This is a genomic window from Prevotella sp. MGM2 (assembly GCF_002933955.1).
GTDB lineage: Bacteria > Bacteroidota > Bacteroidia > Bacteroidales > Bacteroidaceae > Alloprevotella.
In genome coordinates, this window is record NZ_BEWW01000234.1 from 1 (window position 1) to 21,065 (window position 21,065).

The window sequence follows — 21,065 nt, forward strand, 5'->3', positions numbered from 1 at the left end:
AACACTTTTCTCAAAATTCATGCACCGTGTTTTCGGCTTGACCCGTTTTTAACACTATTTGCTTTTGCCTTAAAAATTTCGTATATTTGCAACAGCGAAGCGGGAAGTTCAGATGGGACGTCCCGCTTTTTCAGTATTTTTCAGGCATTTTCCAGTATTTTTCTGAGGTAAAAAACTGAAAATTCCCCGTATTGCAATTTTAAATCCAAGTATTCGTGTTAAAAATCCAATACTGACTTTTCAACATTCAGTACTTCAAACCTATATTTTAACCTATTGAAATGTTGCAGAAAGTTAAAAATGTTAAAGTAAAACGCCCAGTTTCCTATTTTCCGCAAGCAGATCTCTTATTTATTTTGCCTTCTTTTTTTCTTTTTGATAGTGAATAAATCGCGAAAGTTGGTGAAATCTCTCTTAAGTTGAATACCTATGCCCTGAGTGGTCATGGACGACTTGGAAAAATACCGGTCATTGGTTTCGCTGTAGGCTTTAAGATTGACAGAGCCATCGGGGGTGAGCAAATAGTTGATGTCGAAATCGCCCACAAAATTGGTGGTTGAGGCGGCACGGTCGCGATAACCGAAATTCCCGTTTATCAAAAGCCTGTTGTTGAGTAACCGTCCGCTCAGGATTCCGGCAACTTCCATGTCGCTCCAGCCAATTTGTCCGGTGGAGAGATTAGTGCCGAAACTCCACTTTGAAGAACCTACAGCATTGGAAATAATGTTATTAAGTTGTCCTGAGAGAGTATTCGACAGGAATGATTTCATGGCTACAGAACTCTGCGACTGTCCGTCAATAGCTGCCTGCGAGGAGGCAAAGTTGTAAGTATAAAAACGGCCTATCCCCAAAAGGTAAAGAATCTGCATGTTCATGTCTTCTTCGGAAGAAATAAGCCTGCGGACCATTTGCTTGACATCATCGCTGACATTAGGTAAGTTCAGGTCGAAGGATATTTGAGGTGCCAATGCCTTGCCTGACAACTTGAGAATGCAGTCTGCCCGAACGGAATTATCGGAAAATCCTGATCCGAGCCCCAAATCGGACAATGAGACCGATGGGACAGTATAAACTGCCTGCATGTCCAAATCTCCCTCAAACGGCAAACCGGAAAAAGTGAGGGTACCACCGCGCTGGAACTGAAAGTCTTTACGGATAAGGTCCTGTATGGCCATTTTATAGCTGCCTCTGTCTACAGTGTAGGTACCAAACAGTTGAAACAGTCCCTTATTATGGAAAGTAGCACGCAGAGGACCGCTTCCGTGCAGAATAAGGTAATCTCCTCTTTTCTCGTCCATGATGATTTTAAGAGCGGCCTCAGGCTGCATGTCTATGAGAAAATTGAGATGAATGTCTGTGGTATTCGGCAACTGTTCGTCTTCCACCGGTTGAGGAAGCGTTGCGATGGTTTGTTCTACAATACCCGTTACATCGGATATTGAAAAAGCGGAATCTGTTTCAGCCTCAACAGGCTGCAGTACTTTGTTCTGAAAAGAAAGGAGCGTGCTGTCGCCAAAGACCGTAGGATTGTTGACGGCATATACTATCATGGTGCCATTTTCCGGCTTGAGGCTGATGTCGGCATTGATAAGCCCGGGACTGCCGGACAAATGGATATTGCCGGTACCGATGGCCGTGGCAGAAAAAGGCGTGTCTACATCCTTGTCTTTGTCATAGGCCATCAGATGATTGGCCTCTACGGCGAAGTCGTAGGTTATTCTTTTAAGATGTTCATGTTTCAGTTTACCGTTAAGTTTGCCTCGCCCTCCCCTGATGTCAGTAAGAGTAAAATCCTTAAAATCAAAAATACCGGGCAGCATCGTTATTCTCCCGTCGCTGACATCGTAACGACAGCCTGTAGCCAATACCGTAGCTCCCATCCTAGCCCGTTCATAACCTTCAAAGTCGAGTTTCTTGAAAGTACCGTAAATACGGCATTTTCCGGAGGTACGCCCGGTAATATCACCAAAAATATTGGAAATATAGCGACGCAAAAAATGAAGATTGGTATTTTGGCTCTGTACGTGTAAGTCGAGTGCCTTTTCTGCTATTCCGACATAACCGTTAACTTGGGTGCGACTAACTTGGTCTTCCTGCATATCCGCATTGATATACAGTCGCTTGTTTCCTGTGTTGAACTTAAGATTAACAGCGGCATCCCCCATTTTTCCTTCATTGAAATGGAAGTCCGGAACGTTGAGCCTGCCATCAATGAGAAAATTTCCACCGACATCTTTTCCGGCATAAATGGAACCGGTTGCCAAGCCACTGAAGGAAACCGGCTGCAGATTTATCAAATTCAGAATAAATCCCACATCAATCCTGTGGAGCTGAACCTTAATACTGTCTTGTAAGGATGATGTCAGACTTCCCCCAAGCGACAAGGACTGATCCCTGTGGCTGATGCGTATACCAGAAACATCCACCCGCCTGTCACTAAAACTAACATTACCGCCATTGACGAGCCATGTGGAGTCACTGATGGTTATATCAGTCGGCAATATGTCTGTACTTATAATGTGCTGTCCTGTCGGGGATAATTTCCGGTAAGTATTGGTTTTTATTTGTCCGAAGAATTTTTGAGCATTGTCTGACCAAGTCAGCTGGCTCGCCATAGTTCCATTGTAGGCTTTATTGGTAAGGGCAAATCGGGTGTCATTCTTACCGATCTTTTTTGTTCCTTGTGTAAGACATGAAAATTCATCGTTCTCTCCGCTCAAGTAGAAACTGAAATCTTTGACGGCCAAATTTTTAAAATCAAATCCTGCTGTACCTCCAATAATAGAAAAACGTTGCCCGTCAGCCCGCAAATTTCCTTCGATATTGACCGGACCGTCAATAGCCAACGGCAGATTCAGAACCTTATTGAAAAAGTCTGTCTTGAATAAGGTTGCCGAAAATTGCCACTCTGGCCAGTCTCTTCCACTCATCTTGCTAATGATTGGACGGTTGTCAGAATTTGTTTTTTGAAAAGCCTTGCCTAAAATGTGTTGCACACTCTCCATGAGAGAGGATACAGACAAGACGCCATCAACTTCCGCATGCCCGAAATCGCAGTCCAAAACGAGTGATGTACCCCGAAACGAAGGTGCTAATGCTAAATGGAACCTATCCAGCTTATAGGTGTCTTCGAAAGACTTACCTCTTTTAACAAAATCTGTCACATCTAGCGTTCCGCTCCAACGCGTGCCTATGATTTGCGGCAGTTCTAAAGATACTTTGGCCGAAATGTTTTCCATTCCCTGACGAGAAAACATATTTAATTTAGACGGAGCTATATTGCGGATATCAGCCTGAAGCGCCAATGATTTAAACTGCTTCTCATCAATGACACCTTTTAATCGGACACTGAGGTTAAGGTTCGGATCTGTACACTGTGAGACCAAGGCTAAATTAGCCTGAGCCAAATCTGCATCTACTGTGATGTCCTTATACGCATACCCTCTATAAGCCAAATGTTCTATACACAAATCAAGGGAAGCGTCAGGCTGTTTCTTATCTGTGAAATCCGCATAAACATCGGCTTTAAAACCAATGCTCTGTGGCAGTTTTTCCTTTGACAAGGAAGTAAAGTCCAATAATGGCGACGAAATTTGCGCTGTACAGGTTTGACCTTGCCATTGTGCGGATATGTTAACCTCTCCGACACCAGTCATGATTTCTGCCTGTATCTGTTTGTTTCCCTGACTAGGTAAACTGCATGTTCCGGCAAGTGTAATATCGCCCAAATAATTAATCACATTCTGCACGGGGTTCTTCAAATATTTACCGGCAATGGGACGTACGGCCTCTGAAGCCATTTTTACTTTTTCCGCATGAATGTCCGTATGGACTATTTTACCATCCCGACGTTTCATCAACACTTTGCCTTTTAGCTCAAGACAGCCATCACAACCATAGATATCTATGGCTGACAAAGAGATACTTTGAGGCGTAATATTGAAATCTGTCGATAATTCGAAAGACGCTCCGACATACTGCAATTGAGGCAGAAAGCACATAACATCATTCGCAGAGATATGTGCTTGCCTTATCCTACCATGGAGCCGTATCGTTTTTATTATCTGCGAAATATCGGCAGCATCATATTGGGCATATAGATTGTTCTCTGATATAATACTGCCAGGAAGTTGTAATTTAAAATCTGAAATATGGCATCTCTTGCGATCAGCAGTCACTCGCATAGTCAATTTCTTTACTTGCAACCCACTGCTTTCTTTGAGCGAAAGATGGCGAATACGGAAAATCAATTCGTCAGGCGTCAGTCGTTTGAGACTGATATTTGCATCTAAATCTGAAATTCGGACATGACTGAGATTGAACTTTTGGGGAGTTTGAGGCTTATAAAGTTCATTATACGAAATTTGGGTTCGTCGAATGATAAAAGAGTTTAAGCGCAAATTAAGTTTCGAAGGTTCCTTTTCAGAAGAAGCAAAAGCGTCAAGAATAAATTGATAATTAGCGGTACTATCTGCATGCTTCTTATAAATATTAATCCTTCCATCCAGCAAAGAGACAGACCGGAGAGAGATTTCCTTTTTAAGAAGTGGAAGATATTCTATTTTGGCTGAAATAATATTTCCACGTATAAATTGCTGTTCTTGAAGGTCATAAATTGTTACATCATGTAAAATGACACGATTGAACAAACCGAATTCCACCCTTTTAATACAAACTTCCGTATGAAGTTTTTTTTCCAAAGAACTCTCAATGATATTTGCTAGCCAGCGTTGTGCTGGAGAAAAGTTTGCAATAAAAAGAAGTAGCAAGTAGCCTGAAATAAGGCTACATGCTATTATACGTGCTATGTTTCTTATCCGTTTGATCGTTTTCTTCTATTATGGTAGCAAAGTATACTGAGGCTATATAATTATTTGTATGAATGCGGATAAAAAGAATATCCGCATTTTTCTGCATCTTTATAAATTATACGCTCTTAAATTCTTTGGCAAGGCCACCTTCACTTGTTTCTCTGTAAAGCGAAGGCAAGTCGTGCCCTGTCTGCTTCATAACTTCTACTGTTTTATCATAAGGAATACGGTGTATCCCTTCAGCGTAAGTGGCATAAATATTTGCGTCTAAAGCACGAGCTGCAGCATGGGCATTACGTTCAATACATGGTATTTGTACAAGACCACATACCGGGTCACATGTCATCCCCAAATGATGTTCCAATCCCATTTCCGCAGCATATTCAATAGTAGCAAGGCTACCACCAAAAATATAATTGGCTGCGGCCGCGGCCATGGCACACGCTACACCTACTTCAGCCTGGCAACCGGCTTCGGCCCCGGATATAGACGCACGGCTCTTCGCTATATTACCTATTATACCGGCTGTTGCCAAAGCATGATAAATACGTTTGTCTGAAAATTTACGGCTTTTCTGTATGTGATAGAGCACTGCAGGAACTACTCCGCAAGCTCCACAAGTAGGCGCCGTGACAATTTGTCCGCCGGAAGCATTCTCCTCACTCACAGCCAGTGCATAGGAAAACACCAGTCCTCTCGTCTGAAGGTTAGCTCCATAGCCCATCGCCTTAATATAGTAATCCGGAGCCTTCCGGCGTAGGTTCAGACAACCGGGCAAAACTCCTTCATGGTCAATACCTCGCTCTACGGCCGCTTTCATAACTTGCCATACTTCTGCCAAATAATCCCAAATTTCTTGCCCTTCACACTCTTCTACATATTCCCAATAATTTTTGCCTCTGGTTCTGCACCATTCCTGTATGTCGGCCAGATGATCCAATTCATAAATCTCCGGTGTATCAATCGGAGATGCTCCTTCTTCAGCCAGTGCCCCACCGCCAATACTGTAAACGGTCCATTCATAGTAACATTGTCTATTACTGTCTAATGCTTCAAATTTCATTCCGTTAGGATGAAATGAAGGGACTATTTCCGGATGCCACACTATTTCTGTGCGGTTTTCTCCTAGTACCTGTTTGATAGCATAGTCTGTAAGGTGCCCTTCTCCGGTTGCCGCCAAACTTCCGTAAAGAGTGACACGAAATACCGCAGCATCCGGATTTTGTTGCAAGACTCTCTCGGCGGCCATACGCGGTCCCATAGTATGACTGCTGGATGGTCCCTGGCCTATGCGATATAATTCTCTTAAACTTTTCATATCCTATTATTTAAAATTTCAAATATTTGAGTAGAGGAAAGATGTGTTACTTTATAGCAAATACTCATAGAATCTCCTTATGTCAGGTACGTTCTTTGATTATACCCCGGCGATAAGCCACAAGCAGTTTCTCCAAATCAGCTATTTGAGTACGTAGTTTCTGCCCAATGTCAGTGTCGCTCACCATTGCTCTATCTCCGGTCAATTCTACAATCTGTGTCGTACTGCGAATGTCTGTTCCGTTAATGACAGCTTCTTCAGTAGAAGAGAATGGCTCGTGCTGTACCAACTGAAATCCACGACTGTGATATACCAAAGTGTAACCGGCAATGCCGGTGGTATTATGATAGGCGCGGGCAAATCCGCCGTCTATGACCATTAAACGTCCATCAGCTTTAATGGGAGTCTCACCATTACCTACGCGCACAGGAACATGCCCATTGATAATATGCCGATGAGGACCATACACTTCAAATTCATCCATAATCCGATCGCACACTTCTGCTTTATCGCGCAAGGTATAATACCACCCTTTATTCTCTACATGTGTGGCTTTATCCGCTATGAAATAACGTTCGAAAGTAGACATCTTTGATTTGTCAAACAGAGGTGAGTCCGGCCCGCACCACAGATACCAGAAGAAGTCACATGCGTTATCCTGCTCCTCTTTCTCTACCACAGAATCGAATGCCGTCCGTACCATCTGCTCTATGCGGCTTAACAGTTCCTTGCCATGAGCATAATTCCCACCAATGAGCACGTTCCTCAAGCTTCCGTCTTCGTTCAAAGGTACTGAAGCGTGAAACAACAGATTAGAGTTAAAAACGTTATACATGCTGCCATGTAAAAGGAGATAGTTAACATGGCGCTGCAAGCGGTCGCTGATGAGAAACGAGTGCTGCAAGCGATTCATGAGTTCCTGTTCTTCGTTGGTGAGCCGGTAAGGATCATCAGGCTGGAGAGTCGGGAAATTCTTATCAAGTAAATCATAAATCTCTCCGCCCAGTTCTATTGTTCCTTTCGTAAGATGTATGTTTTCCAACAGAGAACGGTCTTCCATCGCCCATTCCGGATGCCTCGCATAAAGCGCCCCCTCAAGTTTGAATTGTATGATAGCTATCGCTTTGTGCATTTGCGCGATGAGACGTCTGGTTTTTTCATTAATCCCCTTGGCGCCATTATCTATTTTGGGCATGAAGACAGTACAAGGATCATCAGCATACGTCTCCATGGCAAATGTCGCCAAAGGGACCATGTTTATGCCATACCCCTCTTCAAGTGTTTGCGTATTGGCATAGCGGAGTGAAAGGCGCAAGACGCTTGCTATACAAGCCATATTTCCGGCTGCCGCTCCCATCCACAGGATGTCGTGGTTACCCCATTGCATATCTATATTATGATAGTTACACAGAGTATCCATTATGAGATGGGCTCCGGGTCCACGATCATAAATATCGCCCAGAATATGCAGGCGGTCAATAGCCAGCCGCTGTATAAGATAACAGAGGGCTATAATAAAATGGTCAGCGCGCCGTGTGCCGATAATTGTCTGTATAATGACATTGAAATAAGCCTGTTTATTATGATCTTCCGTAGATTCATGCAATAGCTCCTCGATGATATAAGCAAACTCCTCTGGCAGGCTTTTTCTTACTTTCGAACGGGTATATTTTGAAGATACATTTCGACATACCGTAATGAGCTGGTTGAGAGTTGTCTGATAATAATCGGCCATATTGGCGTCCTGCCGCTTCACCAGCTCCAGCTTCTGTTCCGGATAGTAAATGAGAGTACAGAGATTTTTCTTTTCCTGTTCACGCAGAGTACTGCCGAATAGTTCATTGACCTTTCGCTTGATATTACCCGACGCATTTCTAAGAACGTGCTGAAATGCTTCGTTCTCCCCATGCAAGTCGGCCAGAAAGTGTTCTGTCGGTTTGGGCAGATGCAATATGGCTTCAAGATTGATGATTTCAGTAGTCACTCTTGACACTGTAGGAAAATCACGGGCCAGTAACTGTAAATAACGCAAGTCGTCCTTAACGTTATTGAGAGAAATGTTATGTATTTTAGCCATGAATGATTTCTAATAAGATAAAGTTGTCGGGAGTTTTTCTTATTATTGTCCAACTTTTTTGCAAGACACTTTTCCATCATCCCAATAGGTGGGCCATCCCTTGAAGATACCGCCCAGAAACACCACTTTAACGGCATGCTTGCCCTTTGCCAAGGCCAACTGGCGTTTGTTGGGAGAAAAACGGGCCACTTTCAGCGTACTGTTGTCAACTGTGAGTAAACCGTCAATCCACACCTGACTGTTATTGGATGAGAATTCATAAATGCCGTTTTCCTTTATGTCAATATAGCCTTCGGCCACAGAAGCATAATCCTCCGACTTCCCAAGCAGGCTGTTAATCTGACGCTGACCACGCACAGCCTCTATTTTCTCCACTGTAATGACCGTATCCGGAACAGCAGGCAGAATATAAGGAGAGGCATAACGGCCATTGTAGAGGGACAATTTCACCTTATCTCCTGAGGGAGCTTCAACCGCCGGCAGATATGACATTTTTGTCGCACTGATGGTGCGTATCGGCCCCATCAGTCCGCAAGGGAGCAATGTGGCAGTCTTCACGGTTGTTGTCCTTTCCAGACGGATGGGAGCCACATAACGCATAGACGTTTCCGTTGGTTGTGAGCCGTCCGTGGTATATACAATATCCAGAGGCCGTGTAGTAGTCAGCGACAAATCACAATGATCAGTGAAAGCCAGCTGGTCGTTACATCCTTCTGGCTGTTCAGGAAGCGGTATGTGGAAATTGACATTCCAGGCTTTGAGACGCAACGCCGCGTCACCGTCAACGCGCCGGCAGAAATCGGCAAAGTTCTTGCGGGCCGGTTGCGTCCATGCCACTTCCGCCAGAGCCAATGCACGGGGATAGAGACGATATTCCAACATGTCCGTTGTGTGTATGTATTCACTCCAGCAGTTGGCCTGAACGCCGAGAACATTTTGTTCTTTTCCAGTTTCTTTCAATGCTTTAGGTACCGGATCGTAAGCATAGACTTTCTCCAGAGGGCTATAACCGCCTATAGCTGTCGGCTCTGTTACATAATCGCCCTGAAACTGATCAAAATAGAAGCCGTGGCTCGAAGGTGTCATAAGCACCTGATGCCCCATGCCGGCAGCCGTTATTCCACCGTCTTCACCTCGCCACGACATGACTATGGCCGAAGAATCCAAATTACCGCCTTCCAGTATTTCATCCCAACCTATAAGCCGTTTGCCTTTTTGCTTCAAGTATTTGCCTATTTCTCCCACGGTATAACTCTGAAGCTGTGAAAGTCTGGTATATTTTTCCTGTTGCATGAGTGCCTGACAACTGTCGCAGGTCTTCCACTGCTGGCGCGGGCATTCATCGCCGCCTATGTGAAACAGTTCTCCGGGAAAGAGAGGTAGCATTTCATCTATGACATCCTTCAGGAACGTGAAAGTAGTTTCACGCCCGGGACATATAACAACGTCCTCCACCCCCCAGATGATGCGCGGCTTAACCGTGTCGCCGTGGCACGACAGCCATGGATAAGCAGCTATTGCCGCCATGCCGTGACCGGGCATTTCTAATTCGGGAACAATGTCTATATGATGCTTGCGGGCATATTCCACCACATCTTTTACCTCCTCCTGTGTGTAGTAACCTCCATAGTTGGAACCGTCGCCCTCTGTGCGATAGGCGCCCACTTTTGTGAGAAGGGGATATTTCTTTATCTCAATACGCCATCCCTGATCATCCGTAAGATGCCAATGCAACTTGTTTATCTTAAAAGCGGCAAGCTGCTCTATGTGTTTCTTCACGGCAGACACCGGAATGAAATGGCGGCAAGGATCGAGCATAACACCGCGATAGGAAAAACGGGGAGCGTCTTCTATTTTGAGGAAAGGGAGTTCCCATGTGGGAGCAGTACGAAACAAGCTCTTGTCCGTAGCGGCCGTAGCCTCTACCTGGGGCGGCAAAAGCTGGAGTAGCGTCTGTGCGGCATAAAACAAGCCGGTTGTAGTACGGGCTTGTGCCAATACGCCCTGCGGACCTATCTCCAAAGCGTAGGCCTCACGGCCTTCCGGAGCAGTGGCACTTATTTTAAAAATGACGGATCCCTGTTTTTTATCTCCCCGTTTTTCAGAGGCTCTCATTCCGGCACGATATAATTTTCCGATAAAGAAATCCGCTACTTCACCGGCTCCCTTGCCTTGTCCCTCTATGCGGGTAGAGGAGGTCAGTTTAAAAGCCCCTTCTCCCATAACCACCGACTGGGGCGTAGGAATGACATTTATGCTGCGTGCCGCCACTGGCGCATGCAAAAACAATGAAAATAAGAGGATGAATGCTATTTGTGTAGTATGTCTCATGGTGATGACAGTATTTATGTTTATAGTAAAGTTCTTGTTTAAACTCCTTTTGCGGTTTCCTTTCATACTGGCCGCTAGTGAAACTTCGCACGCCGGTCTTAAAACTTAAACAAAGCAGCAACAGCCGGAGCGGACACTTCCGTCCTTTGCCGGCGAAACTATTGTGCGTGCCGTTCAGGCATGCCCGATTTACAGTGTTTTTTTACTTTAACTGCAAAGTTACGCCAAGAGAGGCGAAATACAAAGTAAAACCGGACTTTTCCCTACTTATTTATACTTGTTTTTACATTTCCGCTATATTTCCTTGTCCCCCCTTCTCCGAAGGAAAAATATTGAAAGCCGCAATAAGAGGTACAATGGGATAAATACGTAAAATGTACCGTTCATGACGCAAACCGGCCATTTGACTTTAACATATTTAACTTTCCACAACATTCCTATGTGTTAAAATATAGGTTTGAAGCCGCGGATTCTGAAAAGTCCTTATTAAAATTTTAACACGAATACGGGAAGTTTGAATTGTAATACGGGGATTTCTGCGAAAAAATACGAAGAAAAACTACCCAAACACACCGGAAAAACACTGAAAGAGCGGGACTTTCCATTGGAAAGTCCCGCTCTGCTATTACAAAGATAATACATTTTCAGGCGAAAAGCAAATTGTGTTAAAAGTGCGAATGCTGAAAACAGACCGGTATAAGACGCTCACGCTCCGTACTTTCAAAATATTATGGTGTGCCGGACTTTGCCTGTTTATCCTGAAGAAGATGCCCCTTTTCGTCAAACAGTCCGTAGGTTGTACGCAGTACCTTAAATTCGGTACGCCGGTTGAGTGCATTGCAGATTTCCTGTTGCTCGGAGGTGAGTTTCAAAACGAACTCTTCGGTCAGAACATCGTTTTCTTTCAGGAAATCATAAGTCTCAGCCTGTTTTTTAGTCACCGTCTTAGGTTGTTTCTCACCATAGCCCTTAGCCGTAAGCCGTTCGCTCACGATGCCATGTTCGGTCAGATATTTCACCACACTTTCGGCACGGCGCTGCGAAAGCCGTTCGTTATAGGCATCATTACCGCGATAATCGCAATGCGCCCCCAACTCAATGGTGATGTTAGGATTTTCTTTCAGAAGATTTGTCAGACGGTCCAGAGCCTCACGGGACGCGTCTGTGAGAGTGGCTTTGTCGAACTCATAAAAAACATTGCGCACCAGCACTGGAATACTGACTGAAGGCAAGGGAAACTGCAACACGTGCTGAAACTCCGTTTCAAGGGTGTCGGCCCGCAGTTCGTTGCGACAATTCAAAAAGCCTTTGCACATAGCCAGAAAGATGTAGTCAACCCCTGGTTTCACGGGCTGCTCGAACGAGCCGTCACTACGCACACCGAATTTAAGGTTGGTACCGTCGTTACCTACCATATAGACGGTGGCGCCGGGCAGTTCGTAGGCATCCTGCTCATACACCCATCCCTTCACCGTTTGCAACACCTCCGGATAGGAAAACGAATAAATCTTATCCCATCCCCGGCCGCCGGTGGAACGGTTGGAGGAAAAATATCCACGATTATGCAGTCCTTCAAAGGTTATGCCGAAATCGTCACCATTGCTGTTCATCGGTGCCGGCAAATGACGGACGGACCAACGGTGCGTCACCGTGTCCTCAACGGCGCGATAAAGATCAAGACCGCCCAAATTAGGTGTATGACCATCCGAGGCGAAATATAATTCACCGTCCGGACGCAAAGCGGGAAATACTTCATTACCTGGAGTATTTATCTGCTCTCCTAGGTTTTCTACCGGACCTAATCCGTGCCCGGGAATTATTTCGGCCCGCCAGATGTCCAGCCCGCCATAACCTCCCGGCATATCGGAAGCGAAATACAGCCAACGCCCGTCAGGCGAAACTGCCGGATGGGCATAGGAAGAGAGCGTATCGGCCGTAATTTTCAGCGCCTGCGGCTTGCTCCATTTGGCATCGCTACGCCGCGCCGTCCATATTTCAGCCATACGGGGATATTGCGGATCAGTACGGCATACGGTAAGATACATCGTCTGCCCATCAGGCGAAAACGAGCAGGCTCCCTCATCGCCGGAGGTATTGACGCCTTCGGCCATTTCTGCTATTTTCCATTTTCCTTTTTCATCCTTACGCGAAACGTAGATGTCACCGTTCTTCATGCCGGTAATGCCACTCAACTCATTACCTGTCACCTGCGAACGCGTTGTGGTGAAATATATTTCCGCAGCGTCAGTTCCCATCAGTGCCGGCGCGTAGTCCGACCGGTTACCGTTGAACATGGTTGCCAGTTTAACAGTATAGGCCGAACTTTTTCCTTTTTCTGCGGGAGCGGAAAGAGCATTCTCAAGGGCTGCACTGGCAACGGCATCTTCAGGATAACGTTCTAAATGTTGCCGGTAACTTTCGGCCGCTCCTTTATAATTGCCCGACAGACGCAGCATTTCACCTTGGTAGAAATACGTCAGTGTGTCAACATAATGATAACGGACAGCACTGGTATAAGCACTCAGCGCCCGGGCCGTATTGCCGTAACGACGGTAAGCATCTCCCATCCGGTAGGCCACAGTTCCACGGCGGTCGCGTTCCCTTGACGGAATGCGCTGATAAGCGCGCCTGTATAAATTGGCAGCTTCACAATATTCCCCAATACCCTGAGCCGCTTCCGCACGTTTCAAAATGCGTTCAACACTACTGCAACCGGTTTGTAACATAAGTAAGAACAAACCAAAAAGCAGCGTGTACCGGCTTCGGGTATCGGGAAATTGAATATATGGACAAATAATCATAACAGGATATGGATATCTCATTAATTCAATAACGGAATCATCCCCTCCTTATTACATCAGTCTGACTGTTTATTTTACAGCCAGCGCACGCGTAATGACATCTACCAAAGAGGCATAGTGTGCCTTGGTCGGAGCATCTGCAACACGGGAGGCCGACAATTGCTTCTTCAAAGATGTCAGCATATTAAGCACCGCGGGACGAGACTCTCCATAAGCATTCAACTCATAAAAATTAAAATAAGCAATCAAAGCCGCCACATACGTTGTCTGCAGAGCACGGCGGTAAGCCGTCACCTTGGCACCGCTCTTCACTTCCTTGAAAAGCTTACCGGCGATATCAGACAAATAATCATCAGCCGGATACTCCTTATTCATATTGTTAAGACGACCGGTATTAAGCATCTTTGCCAAAACTTGTTTGCCTATATTAATAGTATAATCCTGCGGCTCAGGGAAGAGGCGGCCGGCATAATCCTGATCTATCAGCCAACGCGGTTCATTAAAGATATGACGATCAAGGAAATCAAGCGCATACCTTTGTTTGTCACGGGAAACATTGGTATAAACACTCCCCTCTTCGTCCATCGTGAGCTGGTCTTTATAGACGCCGGCAATATTGGCATTCACATGATAAACATAACGCAGGAACTGGGTCGTAATCTGTCGGTGCATACTCTTCAGATTATTGCCGAAAAAGTCATTTCCCTCATACGTCCATTCAGGCAGTGCTTTCAATTCACGCTTCAGGTTCAGAATGCCATAATCGCTGGCTTTCACGGCATCATCGCCAAGGTCTTCCGTCTGACAACGTGAGTCGTTGGTCGTATTCGTCTCACCGTCGCCAAACCACAACCGCGGATTGTCCTTAAGCACGGCCGTAGTTAACTTGTTCAACTCATAACGGTCGCTCTCATCATCATAAGCCTCAAACATCGGTGCATAGCCCCAACGGATGGCCCAATCGTCATACTCACCGATACGGGGAAAAATACCGGTGCGCGAAATACTGTCTTCCGGCTGTGCCACATAGTTAAAACGGGCATAGTCCATAATACTGGGCGTATGTCCGTGAGCCTCTACCCAGGCTTTGCTGCGCAGACTGTCCACGGGAACGCAACTCGAAGAGCCGAAGTTATGACGTAACCCCAGCGTATGTCCCACTTCATGCGATGACACAAACCGTATGAGCTGGCCCATCAAATCTTCATCGTACTTCATCTTCTGTGCAGCCTCGTCTATAGTTCCGGCCTGTATCATATACCAGTCATGCACAAGCGTCATAACGTTGTGATACCAGCAAATATGACTTTCAAGTATTTCGCCGGAACGCGGATCGTGCACATTGGGGCCGTAAGCGTTAGGAATAGGAGACGCCAGATAACGGATTACTGAGAAACGGGCATCTTCCATTGACATGGTAGAATCATTTTCCGGCCATTCCTTACCGATAATGGCATTCTTGAAGCCGGCTTTCTCAAAGGCTTTCTGCCAATCGTTAACGCCTTGTATGAGATAAGGACGCCACTGCTTCGGCGTGGCCGGATCAATATAATAGACAATAGGCTTCTTAGGTTCGACCAATTCTCCACGCTTCATGCGTTCAGCGTCTGCGCTGTCTTTAGGCTCCAAACGCCATCGCGTGATAAAGCTTTTATTCTGCACCCGCTGCTGATTATCCGAAAAATAATTGAAGTCATCGGCAAAATATCCTACGCGCGGATCAAAGAAACGGCGCTGCATGGGCACTTCCGGCAACAAGACGAAAGAGACATTCAGTCCTATGGTGACCTTTCCGGTAAAAGCTCCGGCATAAGTATTGCGTGCCTGAGTAGCCCAAGTCTTTACGGTGCGGATTTCCGTGTTAAGGGGGAAGGTTTTAATGCTCTCTATGTAGGAGGCCATCGGCAGATACGCTTGCAGGCCAAACGCCGATTTGGCATAAGAAGACACGCCCAAGGCCGGATTATCTTCATTAAAGAAACCGGAAACTTTGATTTTTGAGTTCTTGCCCTGCTTCTTTTCTATTTTAAAGGAACCGATAATGGGATTTTCATTACTGCTGATAACCGCACGGTTGATGGCATCGACAGAATCAGCGGCATTAATCAGCAATTCAGAACGCAACAGCAGCTGGTCATTAGGGGCTTTTTGCCAATAAACAGTCTGTTGATTCACCAGTTCGCCACCATATTTATCTGTTCCGCCCGGCGTGGAAGTATAACGTACCGTCACAAGGAAGCGACGGCCGATAAGAGAGTCGGGAATCTCGAAAAACCAATCTGCACCATTACGAACCACATTGAACAGTCCCTTATTGGTTACAGGCTGCACTGCAGTCGGCGCGGCAACCGGCTGTTTTCTCTTTTTCTTAGCTTCCGCCCCTGAAGTGAGGCACAAAGCGGCACACAGAATTAATAAAAACTTTTTCATGGATAATGAAATTAATATGGCCGTTATACCACACTTGCGCCTTCAACAACAGTGTGGCGACCGGCCGGTTAATTATTTTGTTTTATTCACCTTTAAGAAGTTTCAGCAGTATTTGTTCGTTCAAATCCAATCGGCCGAGCTGATAAGGCTTCAGTTTCAGGGAAAACGTTCCGGGAAGATTCTCCACACCGAAATACTGCCTGATGACACAAGCCATATTAAATGACACGCTATCCCCCTTACGCATCAGCAGAAGACAGCACCGCCGCAACAATTCACTATTGTCGTCGGCTCTCCGCAGAGTCTGAAACAAAAGGTAATAGCAGGGCACCGTTCCTCCCCGTATCAAACAGGCCACACGGGCCTCCGTACTTTCACTCCCAAAATGGCGGAGTAACGTTTCAACCTCTTCTGCCGCATTCAGCGCCGGCAACAGAGTCACGAGTATCTTGCTGCGGTCTACCGATGATGCCAGACGGGCATAACCAGCCCAGTCCACTTCGGCTATACGTACCGTCCCCTGCCGGTAAAGAGCCACCAGGGCTTTCAGGAATGTCCCTAAAAAAGCTTTGGGATTGGCGGGAACCACCGTAAAGAAGAGCCTGAAGAACTGCTCCTGCATCTGCAATTGCGGCAATATTTCCTCTCCCAGCAAATAGCCTGCCGTCCGCCGCTCCGCATTGCTCAAGCCGCTGAAAAAGCGTTCAAAATCCGCCGCCACACCTCTACCGGCTAGTTCTTCCAGCCGTTTCTTGAGCACCGGATTATATTTACGGACATTCATCATGGCAAACTATCATTACGGGACTATGAAAAGACATCAGCCATTGCGCCGCTCCAGCAGCACCACATTCTCCACATGGTGTGTCTGCGGGAACATATCGACAGGCTGCACGCGCACCACCTTATAGTCACCGTCGAGCAGTTGCAGGTCGCGCGCCTGAGTGGCGGGGTTACAGCTCACATAGACGATGCGCCGGGGGGCGGCAAAAAGGATGGTACTCACCACATCGCCGTGCATGCCTGCCCGGGGCGGGTCGGTGATGATGACATCCGGACGGCCGTACCGATCTATGAAATCACGCGTGAGAATATCTTTCATATCGCCGGCAAAGAACAGCGTGTTGTCCAATCCGTTAAGGCGGGCATTGACATTGGCGTCCTCTATCGCCTCGGGCACATATTCAATTCCGATGACGCGCTTGGCACCACGGGCCACAAAATTGGCAATGGTACCGGTACCGGTATACAGGTCGTAAACCAACTCCTCGCCTGTCAGACCGGCAAAGTCGCGCGCCACTTTATAGAGTTCGTAGGCCTGTTCCGTATTGGTCTGATAGAAACTCTTCGGCCCCACCTTGAAACGCAATCCCTCCATCGTTTCATAAATGTAGTCCGTTCCGTGAAAGGTCTTCACCTCCAGGTCACCGATGGTGTCGTTGCACTTGAGGTTGTTGACGTAGAGCAATGACGTTACTTCCGGATAGTTTTCCTTTATGTAATCAAGCAGGTCCATGGCCTGTTGCTCCTCCTCGGCCGAACGGATGCAGAATTGCAGCAAGAGCATGATTTCGCCGGTGGCCGAAGTGCGCAGCATCATGTTGCGCAACAGTCCTACCTGCGCGCGCAAGTCAAAAAACGTCAGGCCGTGCTCCAAAACATAACTGCGTATGCCGTTGCGCAAACGGTTGTTTTCCTCGCCCATCAGGTGACACTCCTCTATGTCGAGAATCTTGTCGAACGCTCCCGTTATGTGAAACCCGACGGCATCCATGCAGTCGAACTTCACGCCGGAAGCCACCTCTTCATTGGTGAGCCATCTCTTATTGGAAAACCCGAATTCCAGTTTGTTACGGTAAGCCCGGTCCTGCCGGCTGCCAAGAATAGGACTGATCTCTGGCAATTCCACCTTTCCGATGCGGGTAAGCGCATCGGTCACCTGCCGCTGCTTGTAGCGCAACTGGGCTTCATAAGGCAGACACTGCCACTTGCAACCGCCACACACGCCGAAATGCCGGCAAAAGGGTACGGCACGCTCTGTCGCATAGCGATGAAATTTCACCGCCTCGGCTTCGGCATAGCTGTGCTTCTTACGCCTCACCTGCAAATCCACCACATCGCCGGGCACCACATAGGGTACGAAAACGGCCAGTCCGTCAACTTTAGCAATCGCCTTACCTTCAGCCGCCACGTCAGTAATGGTAACTTCTTCCAGCAGAGGAAGCGGCTTTTTCTTTCTTGCCATATTATTATATTAACAATTGTGTCTTAAAAATTTACGCAAAGATAACACAACTCAAAGGAAAGACAAAAAAAATAAGGAATAATATAAAAAACTTACCGGAAAACTGTAAAAGGGAACTGAACATTTCTGCATCAGCAAACCGAAACTCACAATTAACATTTTTAACCTTTCATTACATTTCAAACCCTTGTTTTTTCAACTCCAAGTATTGGAATGGGAAAAGTCCGTATCGGATTTTTAACACGAATACTTCAAATTTAAATTGCAATACGGACATTTTTCATTGAAAATCCACCGAAAAACCACTGGTATATGCCCGAAAAACATAGAAAAAGCGGGACTTCCCCATGAAAAGCCCCGCTCCGCTTTTACAAAGATAATACATTTTCCGGCGGAAAGCAAATAGTGTTAAAAACAGGACACGCATGCTTTTGCGGCTTGCCCGTTAAATTCCATATCCGGATTTTCCTGTTTTTCATCCAACCGTCAAGCGACGCCACCTACCTGTTCATGACCCTCAAAAAAACTGCGGAAGACAGTTTTTATGATAGTCTCTTGATTTACTTGAAGATGAAGTTCTGAAGAACCCTCCATCACAGACTTTAACCAAAATAATCCCAAATCAAATCCACGGCAATGTTTTCCGTATCTCATTTTTTTATTTTAACTTTGCAGTATGAATGAATTATCCCGACATATAGAAAAACTGCTGTTGAGTCACGATTGCGTCATCGTACCGCAATTGGGCGGATTCGTAACTCAATATGTATCAGCGCGTCACGTAGGCTGTGAGAATCTATTTCTGCCGCCCCGCCGCACCGTCGGGTTTAATCCGCAATTGAAACTCAACGACGGCCTGCTCGTACAGTCATACATGCAGGCGCACGAAACCAGCTACCCCGAAACGTTACGTATCATAGAAGAAGCCGTATTGCAACTGAAAAACCAGTTACAGCAACAAGGCTCATTCGAGTTTCATGGTATAGGCCGCCTGGAGATGGACTTCGGCGGAAGCTACCGGTTCATACCCAACGAGGCCGGCGTGCTTTCACCGGCTCTTTACGGGCTGAGTTCATTCACCATCACACCGCAAAGTCATACGACCGTTTCGTGCAATAGCCGGAAAACGGAGAACAAGGAAACCGCCGACACCCCCCGGAAGAAAAAGCCCAAAGAAACTTACACGCTGAAATTCAATAAAGACGTGATCAACTATGCGGCAGCGGCAGCTGTGGCCGTTTTCTTCTATTTCCTGTGGGCCACGCCTATAGCGCCGGTACATACTTCCGTCGTACCTGAAACAGCATCGTGCAGGCCCGTGCAGCGGCCTCCCCTGCCGGCCAACATTTCCCCAAAGCCCGTTCAAGCAACCGAACTTGTAGCCCAACCGGCTCCAACAACGGATCAGGATACAATCCCGGCTCCCGAAACCGAAGATAAAGAACATTACACCATTGTGGTGATGAGCCGCATAACCAAAAAAAATGCCGAAACCGTTACTGAACAGATGCGCAGGAAAGGACTCGATCAGGCAAACGTAACAGCCCGGCCGGGAATGGTGCGCGTAGTTTACGGCCGATACGCCGACGAGGCACAAGCTTACGCCCAACTTGAAAAACTTCGGCAGAAAGACGCCATCTTTGCCGAAGCCTGGATAATGAAAAACTGACAATAGAAAAAGGTACGTTTTCCAACGTGCCGCAAATATTGCGCATTTTCCCCAAAAAAGCCTGAAAAATCCGCTTTTTTTATTTGTATAATCCCACCAATCCTTACAAGATGAAACGCATCCGTTGTCCCAAATGCGACGAACCCATCGTTTTTGACAAAACACGCTACGAAGACGGCCAGGTGTTGGTTTTTGAATGTCCGGCCTGCCATCATCAGTTCAGAATAAAAATACGCGCCAAAAAGAAAAACGAAGATGCTGCAACGGAAGAACAGGAAACTGAAAAAACAGCATTAGGCACATTAATAATACTGGAAAACGCTTTCCAACTTTCACAGGAACTGCCCCTTTACGAAGGCAACAATGTCATTGGCCGCCATGTGAGAGGCACAAAAGCCAATTGCCCCATCAAAACCGTAGACCCTAGCATTGATACCACCCACTGCGTTATCAATGTGAAGACAGACCGCTCAACGGGCAAAAGCATATTCTCCATAACCGACGGCCCTTCGGGCACGGGAACCTTTCTGCACAACAATATCCTCGGAGTGCGCGAACGGGCACTTCTGGAAGACGGAGACATCATTACCATCGGCGCATCCACGCTTATTCTGCGCCTGCCCGAAACGGAATGAACAAATTCCGTCAGTCTTGCCAGCCTTTACCTTACCACCATGAAAACATTCACCCTCTTACTCACCGCAACCTTTTTCATAATATATACCTCTGCAGCCATAGCCCAGCCTGAACAAAAGCCCTTTAAAGGAACGTATGTCAACGATGAGCACCAATTTTCGCTCACCCTCAACCTCTACGAAAACGACTTGGAAGCCCCCGGTTTCAGTTTTCTCGGAAAAATGGGCGGTTACCTTCACGGCCGGGGCATCTACGGAACATGGTTTCTCACGGAACACCACATCAAAGGGAAAAAAGCCACACTGAGAATGAGCAATGACTCCGGTTCCGACGCTCAGACCATCGAATTCACCCAACTCACTGACTCCACTTTCAGCTACCGCACCATAGGAGGCAATGAAATAAAAAAAGCGAAAGGGCAAAAACTGGTAAAGACGACCTCGCAGATGATTTTCAAACGAACGTCTTACCGGTAAAAACGCATCGAAGCATGTCAGTTAAACCTCCGGCTGAAAACAGACAGAATGATTTCAATAGCCTTGGCATGCCGTTTTACATTTGAATAGAATCATCCGCAAAAAAATCACCTCCCGCAGGCAGCCAATACTTTCCTTTGCTGTCTGCGGGAGGTGAGATATTAACAGTTGCTATTGAAAATCAGCCTCAGAGTTGCTCCATTACCGTCTTGCCTCTCTCAGAACTTCTTTCCGCTCACAATCTTATAAAAGGTCAGCCACAATATCTTCA

General features: G+C 46.5%; 11 protein-coding genes. 3 read left to right on the forward strand and 8 right to left on the reverse strand.

Going from position 1 to position 21,065, the window contains the following annotated elements:
- Positions 1–347: 347 nt before the first annotated feature.
- The 8 genes from C5S62_RS05820 to rlmD form a co-directional block, all read right to left on the reverse strand.
- Positions 348–4,250 carry a translocation/assembly module TamB domain-containing protein gene (locus tag C5S62_RS05820; RefSeq protein ID WP_133159519.1) on the reverse strand — a complete coding sequence of 1,301 codons (3,903 nt, stop codon included), beginning with the start codon at positions 4,248–4,250 and terminating at the stop codon, positions 348–350.
- Positions 4,251–4,926: 676 nt separating this feature from the next.
- The gene (locus C5S62_RS05825) at positions 4,927–6,129 is read right to left on the reverse strand and encodes an L-serine ammonia-lyase, iron-sulfur-dependent, subunit alpha (protein WP_104404461.1); all 1,203 of its coding nucleotides are present in this window, start codon (positions 6,127–6,129) and stop codon (positions 4,927–4,929) included.
- An 82-nt stretch (positions 6,130–6,211) separates the two neighbouring features.
- Positions 6,212–8,206, reverse strand: coding sequence for a fructose-1,6-bisphosphatase (locus C5S62_RS05830; protein ID WP_104404462.1), 1,995 nt, complete (start codon positions 8,204–8,206; stop codon positions 6,212–6,214).
- 42 nt (positions 8,207–8,248) lie between these two features.
- A complete protein-coding gene (locus C5S62_RS05835; protein WP_172485967.1) occupies positions 8,249–10,537 on the reverse strand; it encodes a family 20 glycosylhydrolase in 2,289 nt (762 codons plus the stop codon).
- Positions 10,538–11,265: 728 nt separating this feature from the next.
- Complete coding sequence (locus C5S62_RS05840) at positions 11,266–13,227, reverse strand: OmpA family protein (RefSeq protein ID WP_223301159.1); 1,962 nt, start codon at positions 13,225–13,227, stop codon at positions 11,266–11,268.
- Positions 13,228–13,407: 180 nt separating this feature from the next.
- Positions 13,408–15,768: a zinc-dependent metalloprotease gene (locus tag C5S62_RS05845; RefSeq protein WP_104404465.1), complete on the reverse strand. Its 2,361-nt coding sequence runs from the start codon at positions 15,766–15,768 to the stop codon at positions 13,408–13,410.
- Between the two features lie 82 nt (positions 15,769–15,850).
- Positions 15,851–16,555: a hypothetical protein gene (locus C5S62_RS05850; protein ID WP_104404466.1), complete on the reverse strand. Its 705-nt coding sequence runs from the start codon at positions 16,553–16,555 to the stop codon at positions 15,851–15,853.
- Between the two features lie 33 nt (positions 16,556–16,588).
- Positions 16,589–18,013, reverse strand: a complete 1,425-nt coding sequence (gene rlmD / locus C5S62_RS05855; protein WP_104404467.1) for a 23S rRNA (uracil(1939)-C(5))-methyltransferase RlmD — start codon at positions 18,011–18,013, stop codon at positions 16,589–16,591.
- 676 nt (positions 18,014–18,689) lie between these two features.
- On the opposite strand from rlmD, the gene C5S62_RS05860 reads away from it, so the two are divergent.
- The 3 genes from C5S62_RS05860 to C5S62_RS05870 all read left to right on the forward strand — a co-directional run bounded on the left by C5S62_RS05860 (position 18,690) and on the right by C5S62_RS05870 (position 20,794).
- Entirely contained in the window at positions 18,690–19,682 is a 993-nt protein-coding gene (locus tag C5S62_RS05860) for an SPOR domain-containing protein (protein ID WP_104404468.1), read from the forward strand.
- 110 nt (positions 19,683–19,792) lie between these two features.
- The gene (locus C5S62_RS05865; RefSeq protein WP_104404470.1) at positions 19,793–20,317 is read left to right on the forward strand and encodes an FHA domain-containing protein; all 525 of its coding nucleotides are present in this window, start codon (positions 19,793–19,795) and stop codon (positions 20,315–20,317) included.
- 39 nt (positions 20,318–20,356) lie between these two features.
- A complete protein-coding gene (locus C5S62_RS05870) occupies positions 20,357–20,794 on the forward strand; it encodes a hypothetical protein (RefSeq protein WP_104404469.1) in 438 nt (145 codons plus the stop codon).
- The last annotated feature ends 271 nt before the right edge of the window (positions 20,795–21,065 follow it).